This is a genomic window from Armatimonadota bacterium (assembly GCA_031432545.1).
Classification (GTDB): domain Bacteria; phylum Sysuimicrobiota; class Sysuimicrobiia; order Sysuimicrobiales; family Sysuimicrobiaceae; genus Caldifonticola; species Caldifonticola tengchongensis.
Genome location: JAVKGX010000005.1, coordinates 107,642 through 121,286, shown reverse-complemented (window position 1 = coordinate 121,286; position 13,645 = coordinate 107,642). Strand labels below are relative to the sequence as shown.

Genomic DNA, 13,645 nt, shown 5'->3' with positions numbered 1-13,645 from the left:
CGTCGCATAGAACCCCCTCGACGATGCGTCCGCGCAGGCCGCCGCTATCGGCATTCACCCCCAAGGAGCGGCGCGTCGTACTCGCCCACCGCACCCCACAGCAGGTGCAGCGGTTTTTGCGAACCCTCCCGTACAACTGGGAGCGTGAGGATGAGACGTTGCGGACGTTCCGCGGGGTGGTGCGCCACTGGGAGGCCCACTGTCTGGAGGCGGTCCTGGCGGCGGCCACGATCCTCGAACAACATGGACATCCGCCCCTGGTTTTGGACCTGGAGTCGCAGGACCGATTGGACCACGTCCTGTTCGTGTATCGGTCCGGCGGCCGATGGGGCAGCATCGGGCGATCGCGCGATCGGGGGCTGCACGGCCGCAAGCCCGTCTTCCGCACGATCCGAGACCTTGTGATGAGTTACGTCGACCCGTACGTGGATGGATCGGGCCGCATTGTCGCTTACGGCGTGGCCGATCTGGACGAGATCGTGCGCGGCGACTGGCGCTTGAGCGATCACAACGTGTGGGAGGTCGAGCGGGCTTTGATCCGGATGCCCCACCGGCGGCTGCGCACGTCCGATCGGCGCCACGGAAGGATGCTGCGGCGCTTTTTGGCCTTCAAGGAATCAGGCCGCCGGCCGACCCGGGCGGCGCTGGCACAGCTGTACGGCGCCCGGGCCGTGGCCCGATGGCTCTGACGGGAACCGCAGGCCCCGCCGACCTCGTATCCTCTATATAGGCCCTGTGCATCAGGACTGAGGAGGTGATCCCATGATCCGTCTGCTCGCGACAGCGAGCTGTCTTGTGCTCGCCCTGGGCATCCCAGCCGCCGCGGGCCCCGGCGGGGCGCGTCCGGACCCCGCGGCGGCACTGTTCTGCCCGGACCGTTCTGTGGCGGTCGGTGCCGTCGTCATCCGGGCCGGCCGCTGCTACCGTACCGCGGTGCTCCGCACCGAACGCGGTGTCTCGCTCCTGTTCCTCCAGCCCGGGGTGTGGATCCCGCCAGGCCAACTCGTCCGGATGAACACCCCGGCCGGGCCGAAACTGCAGGGGCGAGTGTTCTACACCGTGCCGCTGCAGCTGGGGCAACCCGTGGTGGCCCGCACGCCGATCGGCACGATCCAGCAAGTCAACGTCCAGCTGGTCATTGCCCCCACAGGTGTCGTGCTCGTGATCGTCGGTCCGACGATCCCCAGCGTCCGGCTGAGCGGATCACCGTGTCTGAACGATCAGCCTGATGCCTGTCCGCCCGAGCGCGACCGATGAACGCCTGACGGTCGCACCTGGCAGTCTGGCCCAGGAGGCCGCCGACGGTGGCCTCCTCATTTTCGCTGCGGTCCGTGCCGTTCGGGAGACCGACGCCCCTCCGCTAGGGCGGAACGAGCGCCGTTGTAGGGAGCCTACAACTCTGGTGGAGGCGGCGGGAATCGAACCCGCGTCCTGAGCAGGTGAGGGCAGAGCGTCTACGAGCCTAGCCTGCGTTCTCGTCTCGCGCCGTGCGCTCCCGCAGGCGGGATCGCCGCGGCACCAGCCCCCTCTGTCTTAGCCGTGCCGCCGAGGGCGGAGCGGCCCAGCGCAGCCGGCCGGTGACGCCTTACCCGGATCCGCCGGCGAGACCCGGAAGGCGGCCGCGGGGATTAGGCCGCGGCGAGAACGGGCTTGTTGGCGTTTGTTCGCCTTCCAGGTTGATTTGCGAGGACCCTGGGACCTCGGCCCGCAGCCCTGCTTCTTCCTGCCCAGTCGAAACCTTTCGCCCCCTTTTACAACAGTGTCGTTGCCTTCACCATTGTATCACGGATTCCGGGAGGGCTTGCGTTCCCCAACCGCGCGGGCGATCTGCCGTTCGGCGTCTCGCCGGGCCACCGCTTCCCGTCGGTCGTACAGTTTCTTGCCGCGCGCCAGCGCCAGCTCGACCTTGGCGTAGCCCCGCCGGAAGTACACGCGCAGGGGGATCAGTGTGTAACCCCTCTGCTGGACTCTGCCGACCAGGCGTCGGATCTCCTCCGAACGGAGGAGCAGCTTGCGCGGACGCAGCGGGTCGTGGTTGAAGACGCCTCCCTTCTCGTAGGGGTGGATATACATGTTCATCAGCCACACCTCGCCGCCGCGGATGCGTGCGTAGGCGTCCTGGAGCGAGGCCTTTCCGGCGCGCAGCGACTTCACCTCGGTCCCGGTCAGCACCAGACCGGCTTCGTGGGTCTGCTCGATGTGGTATTCGTGGCGTGCGCGCCGGTTGGTGAGGACGGTGCGCTCAGGACTGTCCAAGGCTGTCCCGCTCGATCTGACTCCGCAAGAAGGTGCCCGACGCCGCGCAGGCGACGTCCCCACCGCACAGGACCTCGGCCCGCGCCGTGATCGTGCGCGGGCCCTCCTCCTCGATCCAGGCCCGGACGCGGAGCGCCTGTCCGGGCCGCACCGCCCGCCGAAATCGAACCTCCATCCGGGCCGTCAGACCCTTCTGGCCGCGGAAGTAGAAGAGATTGGCCATCGCGTCATCCATCGCCGCCGCGAGGATGCCACCGTGTACGATGCCCTCGTATCCGACGTGCAGCTCGGTCGGCACGAACTCCGCCTCGATCGCCCTGCCGTCCGGAGAAAAGCGCAGGTGCAAGCCGATGGGGTTGTCCGGACCGCACACGAAGCAGCGGTTGGCGCGCTCGATCACGTCCGTTCGTCCCGTGATGCCTTCCGGAGTGCAAAGCCCGGTGTGCGCTCCCACGTGCCAGACCGGCCGCCCGACTTCCGTTCCAGCCAGACTTCGGTGATGGTCATCTCGCGGTCCACGGCCTTGCACATGTCGTAGACACACAGCGCCGCCGCCACCACGGCCGTCAGCGCCTCCATCTCGACGCCGGTCCGTGCGACGGTGCGGGCCGTGGCCCGGATGCGAACCGCCGACTGTTGCGCGTCGAAGTCGAAGTCCATCTCCACACCCGTCAGCGGAACGGGGTGGCACATCGGGACGATTTCCCAGGTGCGCTTGGCGGCCTGGATCCCCGCGATCTGCGCGGCGGCCAGCACGTCTCCTTTGTGCGCGCGGCCCTCGCGGACCATGGCCAACGTCGCGGGCTTCATCCGGACCTCCCCGCGCGCGGTCGCCTCGCGAACGGACTCCGCCTTGGCGCCTACGTCGACCATCCGCGGCCGCCCTGCCGAGTCCAGATGGGTCAGAGCGGAGGCCGCTGCCGGGGTGTCGGCCTTCTGTGGGCTTCGGTCCGTCCGCCGCCGACCGTGGACCTGCGACCGCCGGCCCCGTGCCTCAATACTCATGCCAGTTCCGCAGCGGCGCGTCCCAATCGGTGGGTCCGGGCGGCTTGATCGACAGGTGGGACGCACCCGCCTTTCGGGTCGCCCCGTGCCAGTGCCAGGTACCGGCCGGGATCACGACGACCTCGCCGGCCCGCACGGTCCGCCGTACGGTCTCCGTCGCCACGATTCCCTCCCCTTCGAAGAACACGAGCGTCTGGTCGGTGTGGTGCACGTGCGGTCGGGTGCGGGAGCCAGGCTCGAAGAAGACCGCGACGATCTCCACCCCGCGCGGGTCGTCGGTCCGGCGGAGATGCTGCATGCGCACCTCCCCACTGAAGTACTCCGGCCGATCCGGAGGTCCTGCGGCGCCGCGGTCGGGGTGGACCATGTCCATGCGCTCAGTCGAACAGATGCACCTCGACCCACGCCCCGCCGTCCAGCGTCTGGCCCATCGGCACGCGGACGTAGCCATCGGCGCGGGTCATCGTGGTGATGATCGCAGATCCGCCCAGAACGGGGTGTGCGACCGGACAGTCGCCCCGCCCGGCGATTCGAACGCGCACGAACTCCTCTCGGTCAGCCGGAGCGCGCAACCTCTGCGCCAGCCGGGCGAGGACCCGACGGGCGCCCCGGAGGTCGGGCCGCAGCCCCAGCATCGCTTCCAGCACCGGTCTGGCGAAGGCCTCGAAGACGACCATCGCAGAGACCGGGTTGCCCGGCAGCCCGATCACCACCTTCCCGTCGCACAGCGCCAGCAGGGTCGGCTTGCCTGGTTTGATCGCGACCCCGTGGACCACCACGCCGGGTGCGCCCAGACGCGGGACGACCTCGGCCAGCACGTCGCGTGCTCCCACCGAACTCCCGCCGGACACCAGGAGGACGTCCGCCGAGTGCATCGCATCGCGCAGGCGCCGCTCGACCGCCTCGGCCTCGTCGGACAGGATCCCGCCGACGAGGGGGACCGCGCCCAGACGCGACACCTGCCCAGCCAGGCTGTGGCGGTTCATGTCGCGCACCTGACCCGGCATCGGCGTGCGGTCGGCCGGCACGACCTCGTCGCCGGTGGAGAAGATCGCCACGCGCGGCGGCACACAGCACGGCACCTCCACGATGCCCAGCCCTGCGAGCAGCCCCAGTTCCTGCGGCCGGATCCGCGTACCCGCAAGTGCCACGACCTCGCCGCGGCGGACGTCGGCAGCCTGGCAGACCACGTTGGCACCGGCCTGCACGCTCGTGTGCACCGCCAGCCGTTCACCCTGGCGGTCGCAGTGCTCCTGCATCACGACGGCGTCCGCGCCCTCCGGCAACATCCCTCCGGTGGGAATACGCACTGCCTGTCCGGGGAGGAGCGAAACTCGAGCGGCCTCCCCCACCCGGACCTCGCCGACCACCCGGAGTGTGGCCGGAGCCTCAGCGGAAGCGCCTGCGACGTCCGCACAGCGGACCGCGTAGCCGTCCACGGCCGAGCGGTCGAACGGTGGCAGGTCTTCGGGCGCGACGAGGTCTTGGGCGGTGATCCGGCCGAGCACGTGTTCCAGCCGTACGATCTCCGAACCCCTCGGCTGCGGGCGCACCGTGCCCAGGAAGCGGTCGACTGCCTCGTCGACGGTGGGTAGGGACGTGAAGACCTTCATGGCGCGTTCATATGAGTCCCAGTTCCCGGCCGACCCGTTCGAACGCGTCGAGCGCCCGGTCCAGGTCTTCGCGCGTGTGGCCAGAGGTGACGATCGTGCGCACCCGGGCCTTGCCACGCGGGACGGTCGGGAAGCCGATGCCCAGCGCGAACACTCCCTCCTCGAAGAGTCGGTCGCTGAGGCGCATGGCGAGGATCTCGTCGCCGGTCATTACGGGCGTGATCGGCGTCTGGCTGGCCCCGGTGTCGAATCCCAGCTGGCGCAACCCGTCCTTGAAGTACCGCGTGTTCTCCCACAGCCGCTCGATCAGCCCCTCCTCCTCCTGCACCACCCTCACCGCGGCCAGCGCCGCGGCGGCGACGGCCGGGGGGTGAGAGGTGGAGAACAGCAGCGGCCGAGCTTTGTGCATCAGGTACTCGATCAGCGCGCGGCTGCCCGCGACGTATCCTCCCAGGGTCGCGAACGCCTTGGACAGCGTGCCGACCTGGATGTCCACCTGTCCGTGCAGGCCGAAGTGGTCCACCGTCCCGCGTCCTTGGCGCCCCAGCACGCCGCTTGCATGAGCGTCGTCGACCATCATGATCGCACCGTACTCGCGCGCCAGCGCGCACAGTTCCGGCAACGGCGCGATGTCGCCGTCCATGCTGAACACGCCGTCGGTGATCAGCAGGACGACGCGGGCGTCGCGGGAGGCCGCCAGCAACTCCCGCGCGTGGGCGACGTCGCGGTGGCGGTAGATCTTCTTTGTCGCGCCACTGAGCCGGCAACCGTCGATGATGCTGGCGTGGTTCAGCTCGTCGCTGACGACGACGTCCTCCTTCGTGAGGATCGCGGAGACCGTGCCCGCGTTGGCGGCAAAGCCCGACTGGTAGAGGAGGGTCGCCTCGGTGTGCTTGAAGCGAGCCAGCTCTTCCTCCAACTCGCGGTGCAGCGCCATGTTGCCCGCGATCGTGCGGACCGCACCGGAGCCGACGCCGAGCTGGTCCACGGCACGGCGCGCGGCTTCCTTCAGCTTCGGATGATTCGCCAACGCCAGGTAGTTGTTCGAGCACAGGTTGACGACCTCTCGGCCGTCGTAGACCGCCCGCGGAGCCTGCACGCTCTGCAGTTCTCGCGGCCAACAGTACAGCCCGCGGGCGCGCAGGTCGGCGAGTTCTGCCTCGAGATGACGCAACGGATGGGTCTGCTGGAGCATTCCGGACCCTCCCACGGCGGGTGTCTGTGGTCTTGGACGGGACGGGCGCAAACCCCTGCGATCCCGGCGGCGGACGTTGCAGATGCTCGGAGACCCGCGCCCGCCGGCCTACGGTGTCACCCTGCAGACTCCCTCTACGGCGTCGGTGAGGGACGCGGAGTGGGGGTCGGGCTGGGGGACGGGGACAGGATCGTAATCGGCACCAGCCGCGACGGCTCTCCCGCGCGCTGCACGATCTCCCACTTCCGCCCATCGTAGCGCACCTTGTCCCCGACCCGCACGTCTTCGTAGAAGGGCCGCGGGACGTCGTACGGCTTGCGGTCGACCACGATGATGTACTGCCGGCCGAAGTCCGCCTCGATGTACTTGTCTTCCACCCAACCCAGAACGACGCGGCTCTGTTCGTCACACGACGGCAACAGTTGTGCGAAGACGGCCGCGAAGGCTATGCCCACCGCGACGACGGGCTTGATCAAACCGGATCACCTCGCTTCCGCTGTCGGCAAACCTCACCCATCATAGTCTCCCTACCCCCACACCGCTAGTCCCAGAGCTCTGAGTCGGGCCCGATCTCGAAGACGACCTTCCCCGCCTCGCCCGACTCCAGCACCGAAAAGGCTTCCTCGAACGCCTCCAGCGGAAAGCGGTGCGTGATCACCGGGGTCACGTCCAGCCCGTTCTGCAGCAGGCGCGTGCTCTGCTCCCACGTCTCCCACAGACGCCGACCGAAGACTCCCAGAACCGTCGCGCCCTTGAAGATCACCAGATTCGTCAGGTCCAGTTCCACGGGGCGGGACGGCAGCCCCAGCAGCGCGACGTGGCCGCCGTTGCGCAGCACCCGCAGGCCGGTGTGGAGCCCGTTGGGATGACCGGACATCTCAAGGACGACGTCGGCGCCCACGCCGCCGGTGGCGTCGAGGAGGAGTTCGGCGACATCCTCACGGGCGTCGACCGCCAGATCGGCCCCCATGATGCGCGCCAGTTCCAGCCGCCGCGGCCGGACGTCAGTGGCCGCCACGAGGGAGGCCCCGGCGCTGCGGGCGACCGCGACGGCGATGAGCCCGATCGGGCCGCAGCCGATGACTACGACACGCGCCGCGACGAGGCTCGCCGACAGCGCCGCGTGGACCGCGTTCCCGATGGGGTCCATGATCGCCGCGACGTCGACCGGGATCCCGTGGGGAATCCGCCAGAGATTGCGGGCCGGTACGACCACGTAGTCGGCGAACGCACCGTCCCGGTCGACCCCGATGATCTCGATGTTCGGGCAGATGTGCGCCTGACCGCTCCGGCACTGCAGGCAACGTCCGCAGTTGATGTGGCACTCGACGGATACCCGCTCGCCCTCGGTCACACCCGCGACGCCGGGCCCGACGGCCGCGACGACCCCGCAGAACTCGTGGCCCAGCGTGGTGAGCGGGCGTACCCGCGAGGCAGCCCAGGCGTCCCACCGGTGGATGTGGAGGTCCGTCCCGCAGATGCCGGCCCGGAGCACGCGGACCAGGACCTCCCCCGGGCCGGGCTGTCCGACCGCCACCTCGTGCAACGTCAGGCCGGGCGATCGATCCGTCTTGCGCAGGGCCCGCATGCGATCAGGGATTCGCCGAACCGAAGGCGCCGTGTGGCTTTGGGTTTTCACCGCCTGACCGCCTCCCCGTCATCCGAATCCGACCCCGCCGGGGTCGCAGGCGCCGGCCGGACTCATCCGGCAGGAGGGACACGGCCGGGACGCTCCGTTCTCCAGGATACACGACCGGCCGAGCCCCGGGACCTCCGCTTCGGCCCGCGCAGTCTTCGGGCTCCTCGCCCGTGCTATCCTTCTGGAGGGTCTGGGACAAAGGCGGCTCAGCCCGGGTGGGCGCCCCAGAACCCCGCGGCGCTTTGTCGCGTTTTCCGAGCGTGCCCAGGAGGCTGCGCATGAAGCTCGCCGATAGGCCGACTCCCTCCCTGCCGTTCCCCACCGACGGTGCGGTCTACTGGAATCTCTCCTCACCGGAACTCGTCGAGCACGCCGTACGCCGCCGCGAGGGCGCGCTGGCCGAAGGCGGCCCCCTCGTGACGATCACCGCTCCTCATACCGGCCGGTCGCCGAACGACAAGTTCGTGGTCCGCGAAGAGCAGACCGAATCGGAGATCTGGTGGGGCGAGGTCAACCGCCCCATGGCGCCGGCGCACTTCGAGGCTCTGCGCGACCATGCGTTCCGGCACGCACGCACACGCGATCTGTACGTCCAGGACCTGCACCTCGGCGCCGATCCCCGGTATCGCCTGCCGATCCGGGTCATCACGGAGTACGCCTGGCACAGTCTGTTCGCCCGAAACCTGTTCTTACGGATCGAAGACCCGGCGGCCGCCGCCCTGCACGATCCGCAGTTCACCGTGGTCTCCCTGCCCTCGTGCCAGGCGGACCCGCTGCGCCACGGTACTCGCTCCGAGACGTTCATCGTCTTGAACTTCGCGCAGCGCATCGTCTTGATCGGCGGCACGTCGTACGCCGGCGAGATCAAGAAGTCGATGTTCACTGTCATGAACTACCTGCTGCCCAGGCAGGGCATCCCCTCGATGCATTGTTCCGCCAACGTCGGCGCCGACGGTCGGTCCGCGCTGTTCTTCGGACTTTCGGGCACCGGCAAGACCACGCTCTCCACCGATCCTCATAGGCCACTGGTGGGCGACGACGAGCACGGCTGGACCGACGAAGGGATCTTCAATTTCGAGGGCGGCTGCTACGCCAAGGTGATCCGCCTCTCCCCGGAAGCCGAACCCGAAATCTACGCCACGACCCGGATGTTCGGCACGATCCTCGAGAACGTCGTGATGGACCCCAGCACGCGCACCCTGGACCTCGACGACGCCACCATCACCGAGAACACCCGCGGCGCATACCCGATCACCCATCTTTCAAACTACGTACCCGGGGGACGGGCCGGGCATCCCAGCGACGTCGTCCTGCTGACGGCCGACGCCTTCGGAGTCCTGCCGCCCATCGCGCGCCTGACCCCCGAGCAGGTGATGTACCACTTCCTGTCCGGCTACACCGCCAAGGTGGCCGGCACGGAGCGGGGTGTGACCGATCCTGAGGCCACGTTCAGCGCCTGCTTCGGAGCGCCCTTCCTGCCCCTGGCCCCCGGACGGTACGCCGAACTGCTGGCCGGACGGATCCGAGCCCACCGCGTCCGCGCCTGGCTGGTCAACACCGGTTGGACCGGTGGTCCGTTCGGCGTCGGTCGGCGGATCGGCATTCAGCACACGCGGGCGCTCCTGCGCGCCGCCCTCACAGGAGACCTCGACGACGTGCCGTACCGTTCGGATCCGGTGTTCGGTCTGCACGTTCCGGAACGCGTACCGGGCGTGCCGCAAGAGATCCTGCTGCCGCGGGCGACATGGAGCGACGGGGACGCCTACGACGCTCAGGCGCGCCGGCTGGCGCGGATGTTCACGGAGAACTTCCGGCGCTTCGCCAGCCAGGTCTCGCAGGAGATCCGGGACGCCGGGCCGAGGGTGTGACGGGGACCCGCAACGGACTCGGCCCCGTCGTTACCGTCTCGTGACACCGCGGCGGGAGATTGCTCTGAGAGTCTTCCCATGCACAGGATCCTCGTCGTCGACGACGAGCCGCACATCGTGGAGCTGGTGCGCTACAACTTGGCGCAGGAGGGCTTCGATGTGCGCGTGGCCTACGACGGCCGCTCCGCTCTGCAGGCCGCTCGCAGCGAGCGCCCGGACCTCATCGTGCTGGACCTCATGCTCCCGTACGTGGACGGCCTGGAGATCTGCCGTACGCTGCGGCGCGAGAGCCCCGTACCCATCCTCGTGTTGACCGCGAAGGACAGCGAACTGGACCGCGTCGTCGGGTTGGAGACCGGTGCCGACGACTACGTGACGAAGCCGTTCAGCCCGCGAGAGCTGGTGGCCCGCATCCGCGCCATCCTCCGCCGGACCCGGGGTGACGGAGACGAGACGGGCCTTCTCCCCGCTACGGTGGCGGGCGACCTGGTTCTGGATCCGAACACCCGCGAGGTCAGGCTGCGCGATCGGCCGGTGGAGCTGACCGCCAAGGAGTTCGATCTGCTGCGCATGCTGATGGCCCATCCCAACCGCGTCTTCAGCCGCGACGCGCTGCTGGAGCACGTCTGGGGCTACGACTACTTCGGGAGCACCCGCACGGTGGACATGCACATCAGTCGGCTGCGCGACAAGATCGAAGACGATCCTGCCAGCCCGACGTTCATCGTCACCGTCCGTGGGGTGGGTTACAAGTTCAAGCCGCCCGACCCGACGGCCGCCCGCCGGGCACGGAGGTCGGCGCGATGACCGCCGGGGTCCGGTCCGGCGCAGCGGCGTTCGTGACCAGCCTGCGTGCGCGCCTGCTGGCCAGCTACCTGCTCATCGTGGTTCTCGCCCTGTTGACGGCCGGCTTCTACGTCGTGCGGCAGATCGAGTGGCGGTACACGCGCAGCTACGAACTCATGCTGGAGTCCCAGGCGCGGGTGATCGCCGAGGCCCTGCGGCCGCGGATGGTGGCTGGGGCCGACTTCCGAGCGTTGGAACAAGCCGCCAAGTCGTTCGAGTGGCGGAAGGGTGCTTACGTCGGCGTCCGCGACGCCACGGGCATCAAGCCGCACCTCGGATCCGATCAGCCGCCGCCTCCGCCCGAGGTGCTGCGCGCCCGTGAGGGCGATGCGGCCACCGCGCAGCGGTGGGACGACCGGAACCGGGAGATGCGCATTTTCGCCGCAGCACCCATCGTGCAAGACGGGGAGGTCGTGGGGATCATCCACGTCTCCGCGCCCCGCCTCTGGGTCGATCGCCAGCTTCAGCAGATCTGGTGGGCGTTCTTCACAGCAGGCCTGCTGGCCCTGGTCGCGGCTGCATTCTTGGGTTTCCGCATCAGCCGCTCGATCACCCGGCCGCTCGGCGAGCTGGAGCGGGGCGCGCGGGCCATCAGCCAGGGGGACTACGGCCGCCAGGTGCCGGTGCGCACCCACGACGAGGTGGGCAGGTTGGGTCTGGCGTTCAACCGGATGGCACGACAGCTGGCGGAGACGATCGAGCAGATCCGCGAAGAACGCAACCGGTTGGAAGCCGTACTGGCCGGCATCCGCGACGCCGTCGTCGCTGTCGGACCGGACCAGACCGTGTTGCTGTTCAACGGTGCCGCCCGTGAGATGCTCGGGTTGGGCGACGACGTGGTCGGCAAGAAGGCCACGGCGGCCATCCGCAATCCGACCCTGGTCTCCCTCTTGCAGGCGGCGGCGGACGGGCGCGTGCAGTCGGAGGAGGTCGAACTCGACGGAACCGGCCGTGTGGTCGAGGTCACGTGCAGTCCCATCCGCGCAACCGGCGGCCTGCCGGCGGGGGCGGTCGCCGTGGTGCGCGACGTCACCGAACTGCGCCGTTCCGAGCGATTGCGCCGCGAACTGGTTGCCAACGTCTCGCACGAGCTGCGCACGCCGCTGACGTCCATCAAGGGGTTCGTCGAGACGCTGCTGGGTGGCGCGATGCGCGACGAGCGAAACAGCCGACGCTTTCTGGAGATCATCGAGAGCGAGGCCAACCGCCTGGTGAAGATGGTCGACGACCTGATGGAACTGTCGCGGCTGGAGAGCAAGGGGGTGACGTTCGAGACGCGCCCCGTGGACTTGGCGGAGGCGTGCGCCGCGGTGGCGGCCCGCCACCAGCCGCGCGCGGAGCAGGCCGGTGTCCGCCTGGTCTGTGAGGCAAGCGACCCGACCGTGGTTGTGGCCGACCCCGACCGCGTGGAGCAGATTCTGACCAACCTCGTGGACAACGCCTTGAAGTTCACCTCCGAGGGAGGGGAGATCCGCGTGCGGTTGAGCCGTCAGGGCACCGAGGCCGTCGTGGCCGTCTGCGACGACGGCCGAGGCATCCCCCCCGATGACCTCCCGCGGATCTTCGAGCGCTTCTACCGGGTGGACCGCTCGCGCACCCGGGGCTCGGGCGGCAGCGGCCTCGGCCTGGCGATCGCGCGCCACCTGGTCGAGATGCAGGGCGGGCGCATATGGGCCGTCAGCCAGCCAGGCAGGGGCAGCGTCTTCTCGTTCGCGCTGCCCCTTGCCCACGAACCCGCACCGCACCCCGCGGACGCGCACGGGTCCGGTGCACGCAACCCGTAGCGCAGTCCGGTACGAAACAGCTTACCTGTACGACTCCCGCGCGATCCGCTCCAGCCGCGCGAGGATCTCCTGGAGGCGGTTGGGGTCGTTGACGAAGTCCAGCGTCCCCCTCCAGAACGCGTTGTTGACGGCTTCCGGCATCAGATCCGAGGCGTCGAAGCGCGCGATGTCGGCGCCGACCAGGATCTCGGCCGCCCGTCGGCTCAACGGATCCGGGTAGTCGTCCAGGCTCACGCGCCGGTTCGGCGACAGCGCCCCGCCCCGCTTGACCCAGATGGCCTGCGCATCTGCGGTCGTCAGGTACCGGAGCAGCGCACGCGCCTGCGGCGTGTCGTTGAACATCCCGAACAGGTCGCCGGCCGCAACCACCGCGTTCGCAAACTGCGGATTGGGCGCCGGGAACGCGAAGAAGTCGAAGTCCTCACCCGCCACCAGGTTCGGATACTGCCGCTGGATGAAGTCCTGGATGAACGTCGCCTGGTGGTGCAGGTAGCAGCCCGGCGGGTCGGTGAACATCGGGAACGGTGACTCCCCGAAGTTCGTCGACAGCACTCCCTGCCGCCCGCCGTACACGTACTGCGGGTTGCCGACGATGCGCCCGAACTTCTCCCACGCATCGCGGACCTCCGGATCCTCCCACGGGATCTCGTGGCGGTACCATTGGTCGTACGTCTGCGGCCCGGCCGACTTCAGCAGCAGCACCTCGATCCAGTCGGTGGCCGGCCAGCCGCTGGCTGCGCCGCTCTCCAGGCCGATGCACCAGGGCGTCTTGCCCTCGGCCGCGATGCGTTCCGTCAGCGCCATCAGTTCGTCGAACGTCGTCGGAACCTGGTAGCCGGCGGCCTGGAACGCCTTCGGGTTGTACCAGACCAGTCCCTTGAGGGACGTCTTCACGAAGATCCCGTACAGGCGGCCTTCCACGCTGCCCAAGTCGCGCCAGGTCTGCGCGTACTCCTCGCCCATCTGCTGTGCGTCCACGACGTCGTCCAGGGGCTTGAGGTGGCCGGCCCGCGCGAACTCGGCCATCTGACCCGGCCCAGGCAAACCCGCTACGTCAGGGGGATTTCCGGCCTGGATCCTCGTCGTGAGCACGGCGTTCAGATCGCGCGTTCCCTCGTACTCCACGGTGATGCCGGTGCGTTGCTCGAACGGCCTCACCATCTCGCGGAAACTCTCGAGCTCAGCCCCGCCCCAAACCCCGAGCACGGTGACCGTGCCGCCGATGCGCTCTGCCTCCACCTCCCCCGTCCGGGGCGCACAGGCGGCTGCAACCAACAGCACACCAACCAGGACCGCCAGAGTCCTACAGGTCATGGCTGCACCTCCTCGTCAGTCTTCGCTGGGAACCGGAAGCGCGCAGAGGGATCGTGGAGAACACGGATCGACAAGGTCACTATATCATAGATCCGCCGACCCATTGACTGGGCTGGTAGCCTGAC

At 69.0% G+C, this 13,645-nt stretch carries 14 protein-coding genes and 1 other RNA gene; 5 read left to right on the top strand and 10 right to left on the bottom strand.

Going from position 1 to position 13,645, the window contains the following annotated elements; all coding sequences use genetic code 11:
- Positions 1–23 precede the first annotated feature (23 nt).
- Both QN163_07085 and QN163_07080 read left to right on the top strand, forming a co-directional pair.
- Positions 24–689 carry a hypothetical protein gene (locus tag QN163_07085; protein ID MDR5683771.1) on the top strand — a complete coding sequence of 222 codons (666 nt, stop codon included), beginning with the start codon at positions 24–26 and terminating at the stop codon, positions 687–689.
- Between the two features lie 73 nt (positions 690–762).
- The gene (locus QN163_07080) at positions 763–1,257 is read left to right on the top strand and encodes a hypothetical protein (GenBank protein MDR5683770.1); all 495 of its coding nucleotides are present in this window, start codon (positions 763–765) and stop codon (positions 1,255–1,257) included.
- Positions 1,258–1,400: 143 nt separating this feature from the next.
- Here QN163_07080 and ssrA read toward each other — a convergent pair.
- From ssrA to tdh, 9 genes are all read right to left on the bottom strand, one after another.
- Positions 1,401–1,749, bottom strand: a transfer-messenger RNA (tmRNA) gene (gene ssrA / locus QN163_07075).
- A gap of 33 nt (positions 1,750–1,782) precedes the next feature.
- Complete coding sequence (gene smpB, locus QN163_07070) at positions 1,783–2,256, bottom strand: SsrA-binding protein SmpB (GenBank protein MDR5683769.1); 474 nt, start codon at positions 2,254–2,256, stop codon at positions 1,783–1,785.
- Positions 2,243–2,656: a PaaI family thioesterase gene (locus tag QN163_07065; protein MDR5683768.1), complete on the bottom strand. Its 414-nt coding sequence runs from the start codon at positions 2,654–2,656 to the stop codon at positions 2,243–2,245. The genes smpB and QN163_07065 overlap by 14 nt, the downstream gene beginning before the upstream one ends.
- On the bottom strand, positions 2,653–3,162 hold the full coding sequence (moaC, locus tag QN163_07060) for a cyclic pyranopterin monophosphate synthase MoaC (GenBank protein ID MDR5683767.1): 510 nt from the start codon (positions 3,160–3,162) through the stop codon (positions 2,653–2,655). Before moaC ends, QN163_07065 begins: the two co-directional genes overlap by 4 nt.
- An 88-nt stretch (positions 3,163–3,250) precedes the next feature.
- Positions 3,251–3,559 (bottom strand): cupin domain-containing protein, encoded by a 309-nt coding sequence (locus tag QN163_07055; GenBank protein MDR5683766.1) that lies wholly within the window; start codon positions 3,557–3,559, stop codon positions 3,251–3,253.
- Positions 3,560–3,638: 79 nt separating this feature from the next.
- Positions 3,639–4,874 (bottom strand): molybdopterin molybdotransferase MoeA, encoded by a 1,236-nt coding sequence (locus QN163_07050; GenBank protein MDR5683765.1) that lies wholly within the window; start codon positions 4,872–4,874, stop codon positions 3,639–3,641.
- Positions 4,875–4,881: 7 nt separating this feature from the next.
- Positions 4,882–6,069, bottom strand: a complete 1,188-nt coding sequence (locus QN163_07045) for a glycine C-acetyltransferase (GenBank protein MDR5683764.1) — start codon at positions 6,067–6,069, stop codon at positions 4,882–4,884.
- Positions 6,070–6,203: 134 nt separating this feature from the next.
- Positions 6,204–6,545, bottom strand: a complete 342-nt coding sequence (locus QN163_07040; protein ID MDR5683763.1) for a hypothetical protein — start codon at positions 6,543–6,545, stop codon at positions 6,204–6,206.
- Positions 6,546–6,610: 65 nt separating this feature from the next.
- Positions 6,611–7,657, bottom strand: coding sequence for an L-threonine 3-dehydrogenase (tdh, locus tag QN163_07035; protein ID MDR5683762.1), 1,047 nt, complete (start codon positions 7,655–7,657; stop codon positions 6,611–6,613).
- Between the two features lie 329 nt (positions 7,658–7,986).
- Here tdh and QN163_07030 point away from each other — a divergent pair, with 329 nt between their 5' ends.
- The 3 genes from QN163_07030 to QN163_07020 all read left to right on the top strand — a co-directional run bounded on the left by QN163_07030 (position 7,987) and on the right by QN163_07020 (position 12,206).
- On the top strand, positions 7,987–9,576 hold the full coding sequence (locus QN163_07030) for a phosphoenolpyruvate carboxykinase (protein ID MDR5683761.1): 1,590 nt from the start codon (positions 7,987–7,989) through the stop codon (positions 9,574–9,576).
- A gap of 78 nt (positions 9,577–9,654) precedes the next feature.
- Positions 9,655–10,383, top strand: a complete 729-nt coding sequence (locus QN163_07025) for a response regulator transcription factor (protein MDR5683760.1) — start codon at positions 9,655–9,657, stop codon at positions 10,381–10,383.
- Positions 10,380–12,206: an ATP-binding protein gene (locus tag QN163_07020; GenBank protein MDR5683759.1), complete on the top strand. Its 1,827-nt coding sequence runs from the start codon at positions 10,380–10,382 to the stop codon at positions 12,204–12,206. The genes QN163_07025 and QN163_07020 overlap by 4 nt, the downstream gene beginning before the upstream one ends.
- A 21-nt stretch (positions 12,207–12,227) precedes the next feature.
- On the opposite strand, the gene QN163_07015 is transcribed toward QN163_07020, so the two are convergent.
- Complete coding sequence (locus QN163_07015; GenBank protein ID MDR5683758.1) at positions 12,228–13,520, bottom strand: ABC transporter substrate-binding protein; 1,293 nt, start codon at positions 13,518–13,520, stop codon at positions 12,228–12,230.
- Positions 13,521–13,645 lie beyond the last annotated feature (125 nt).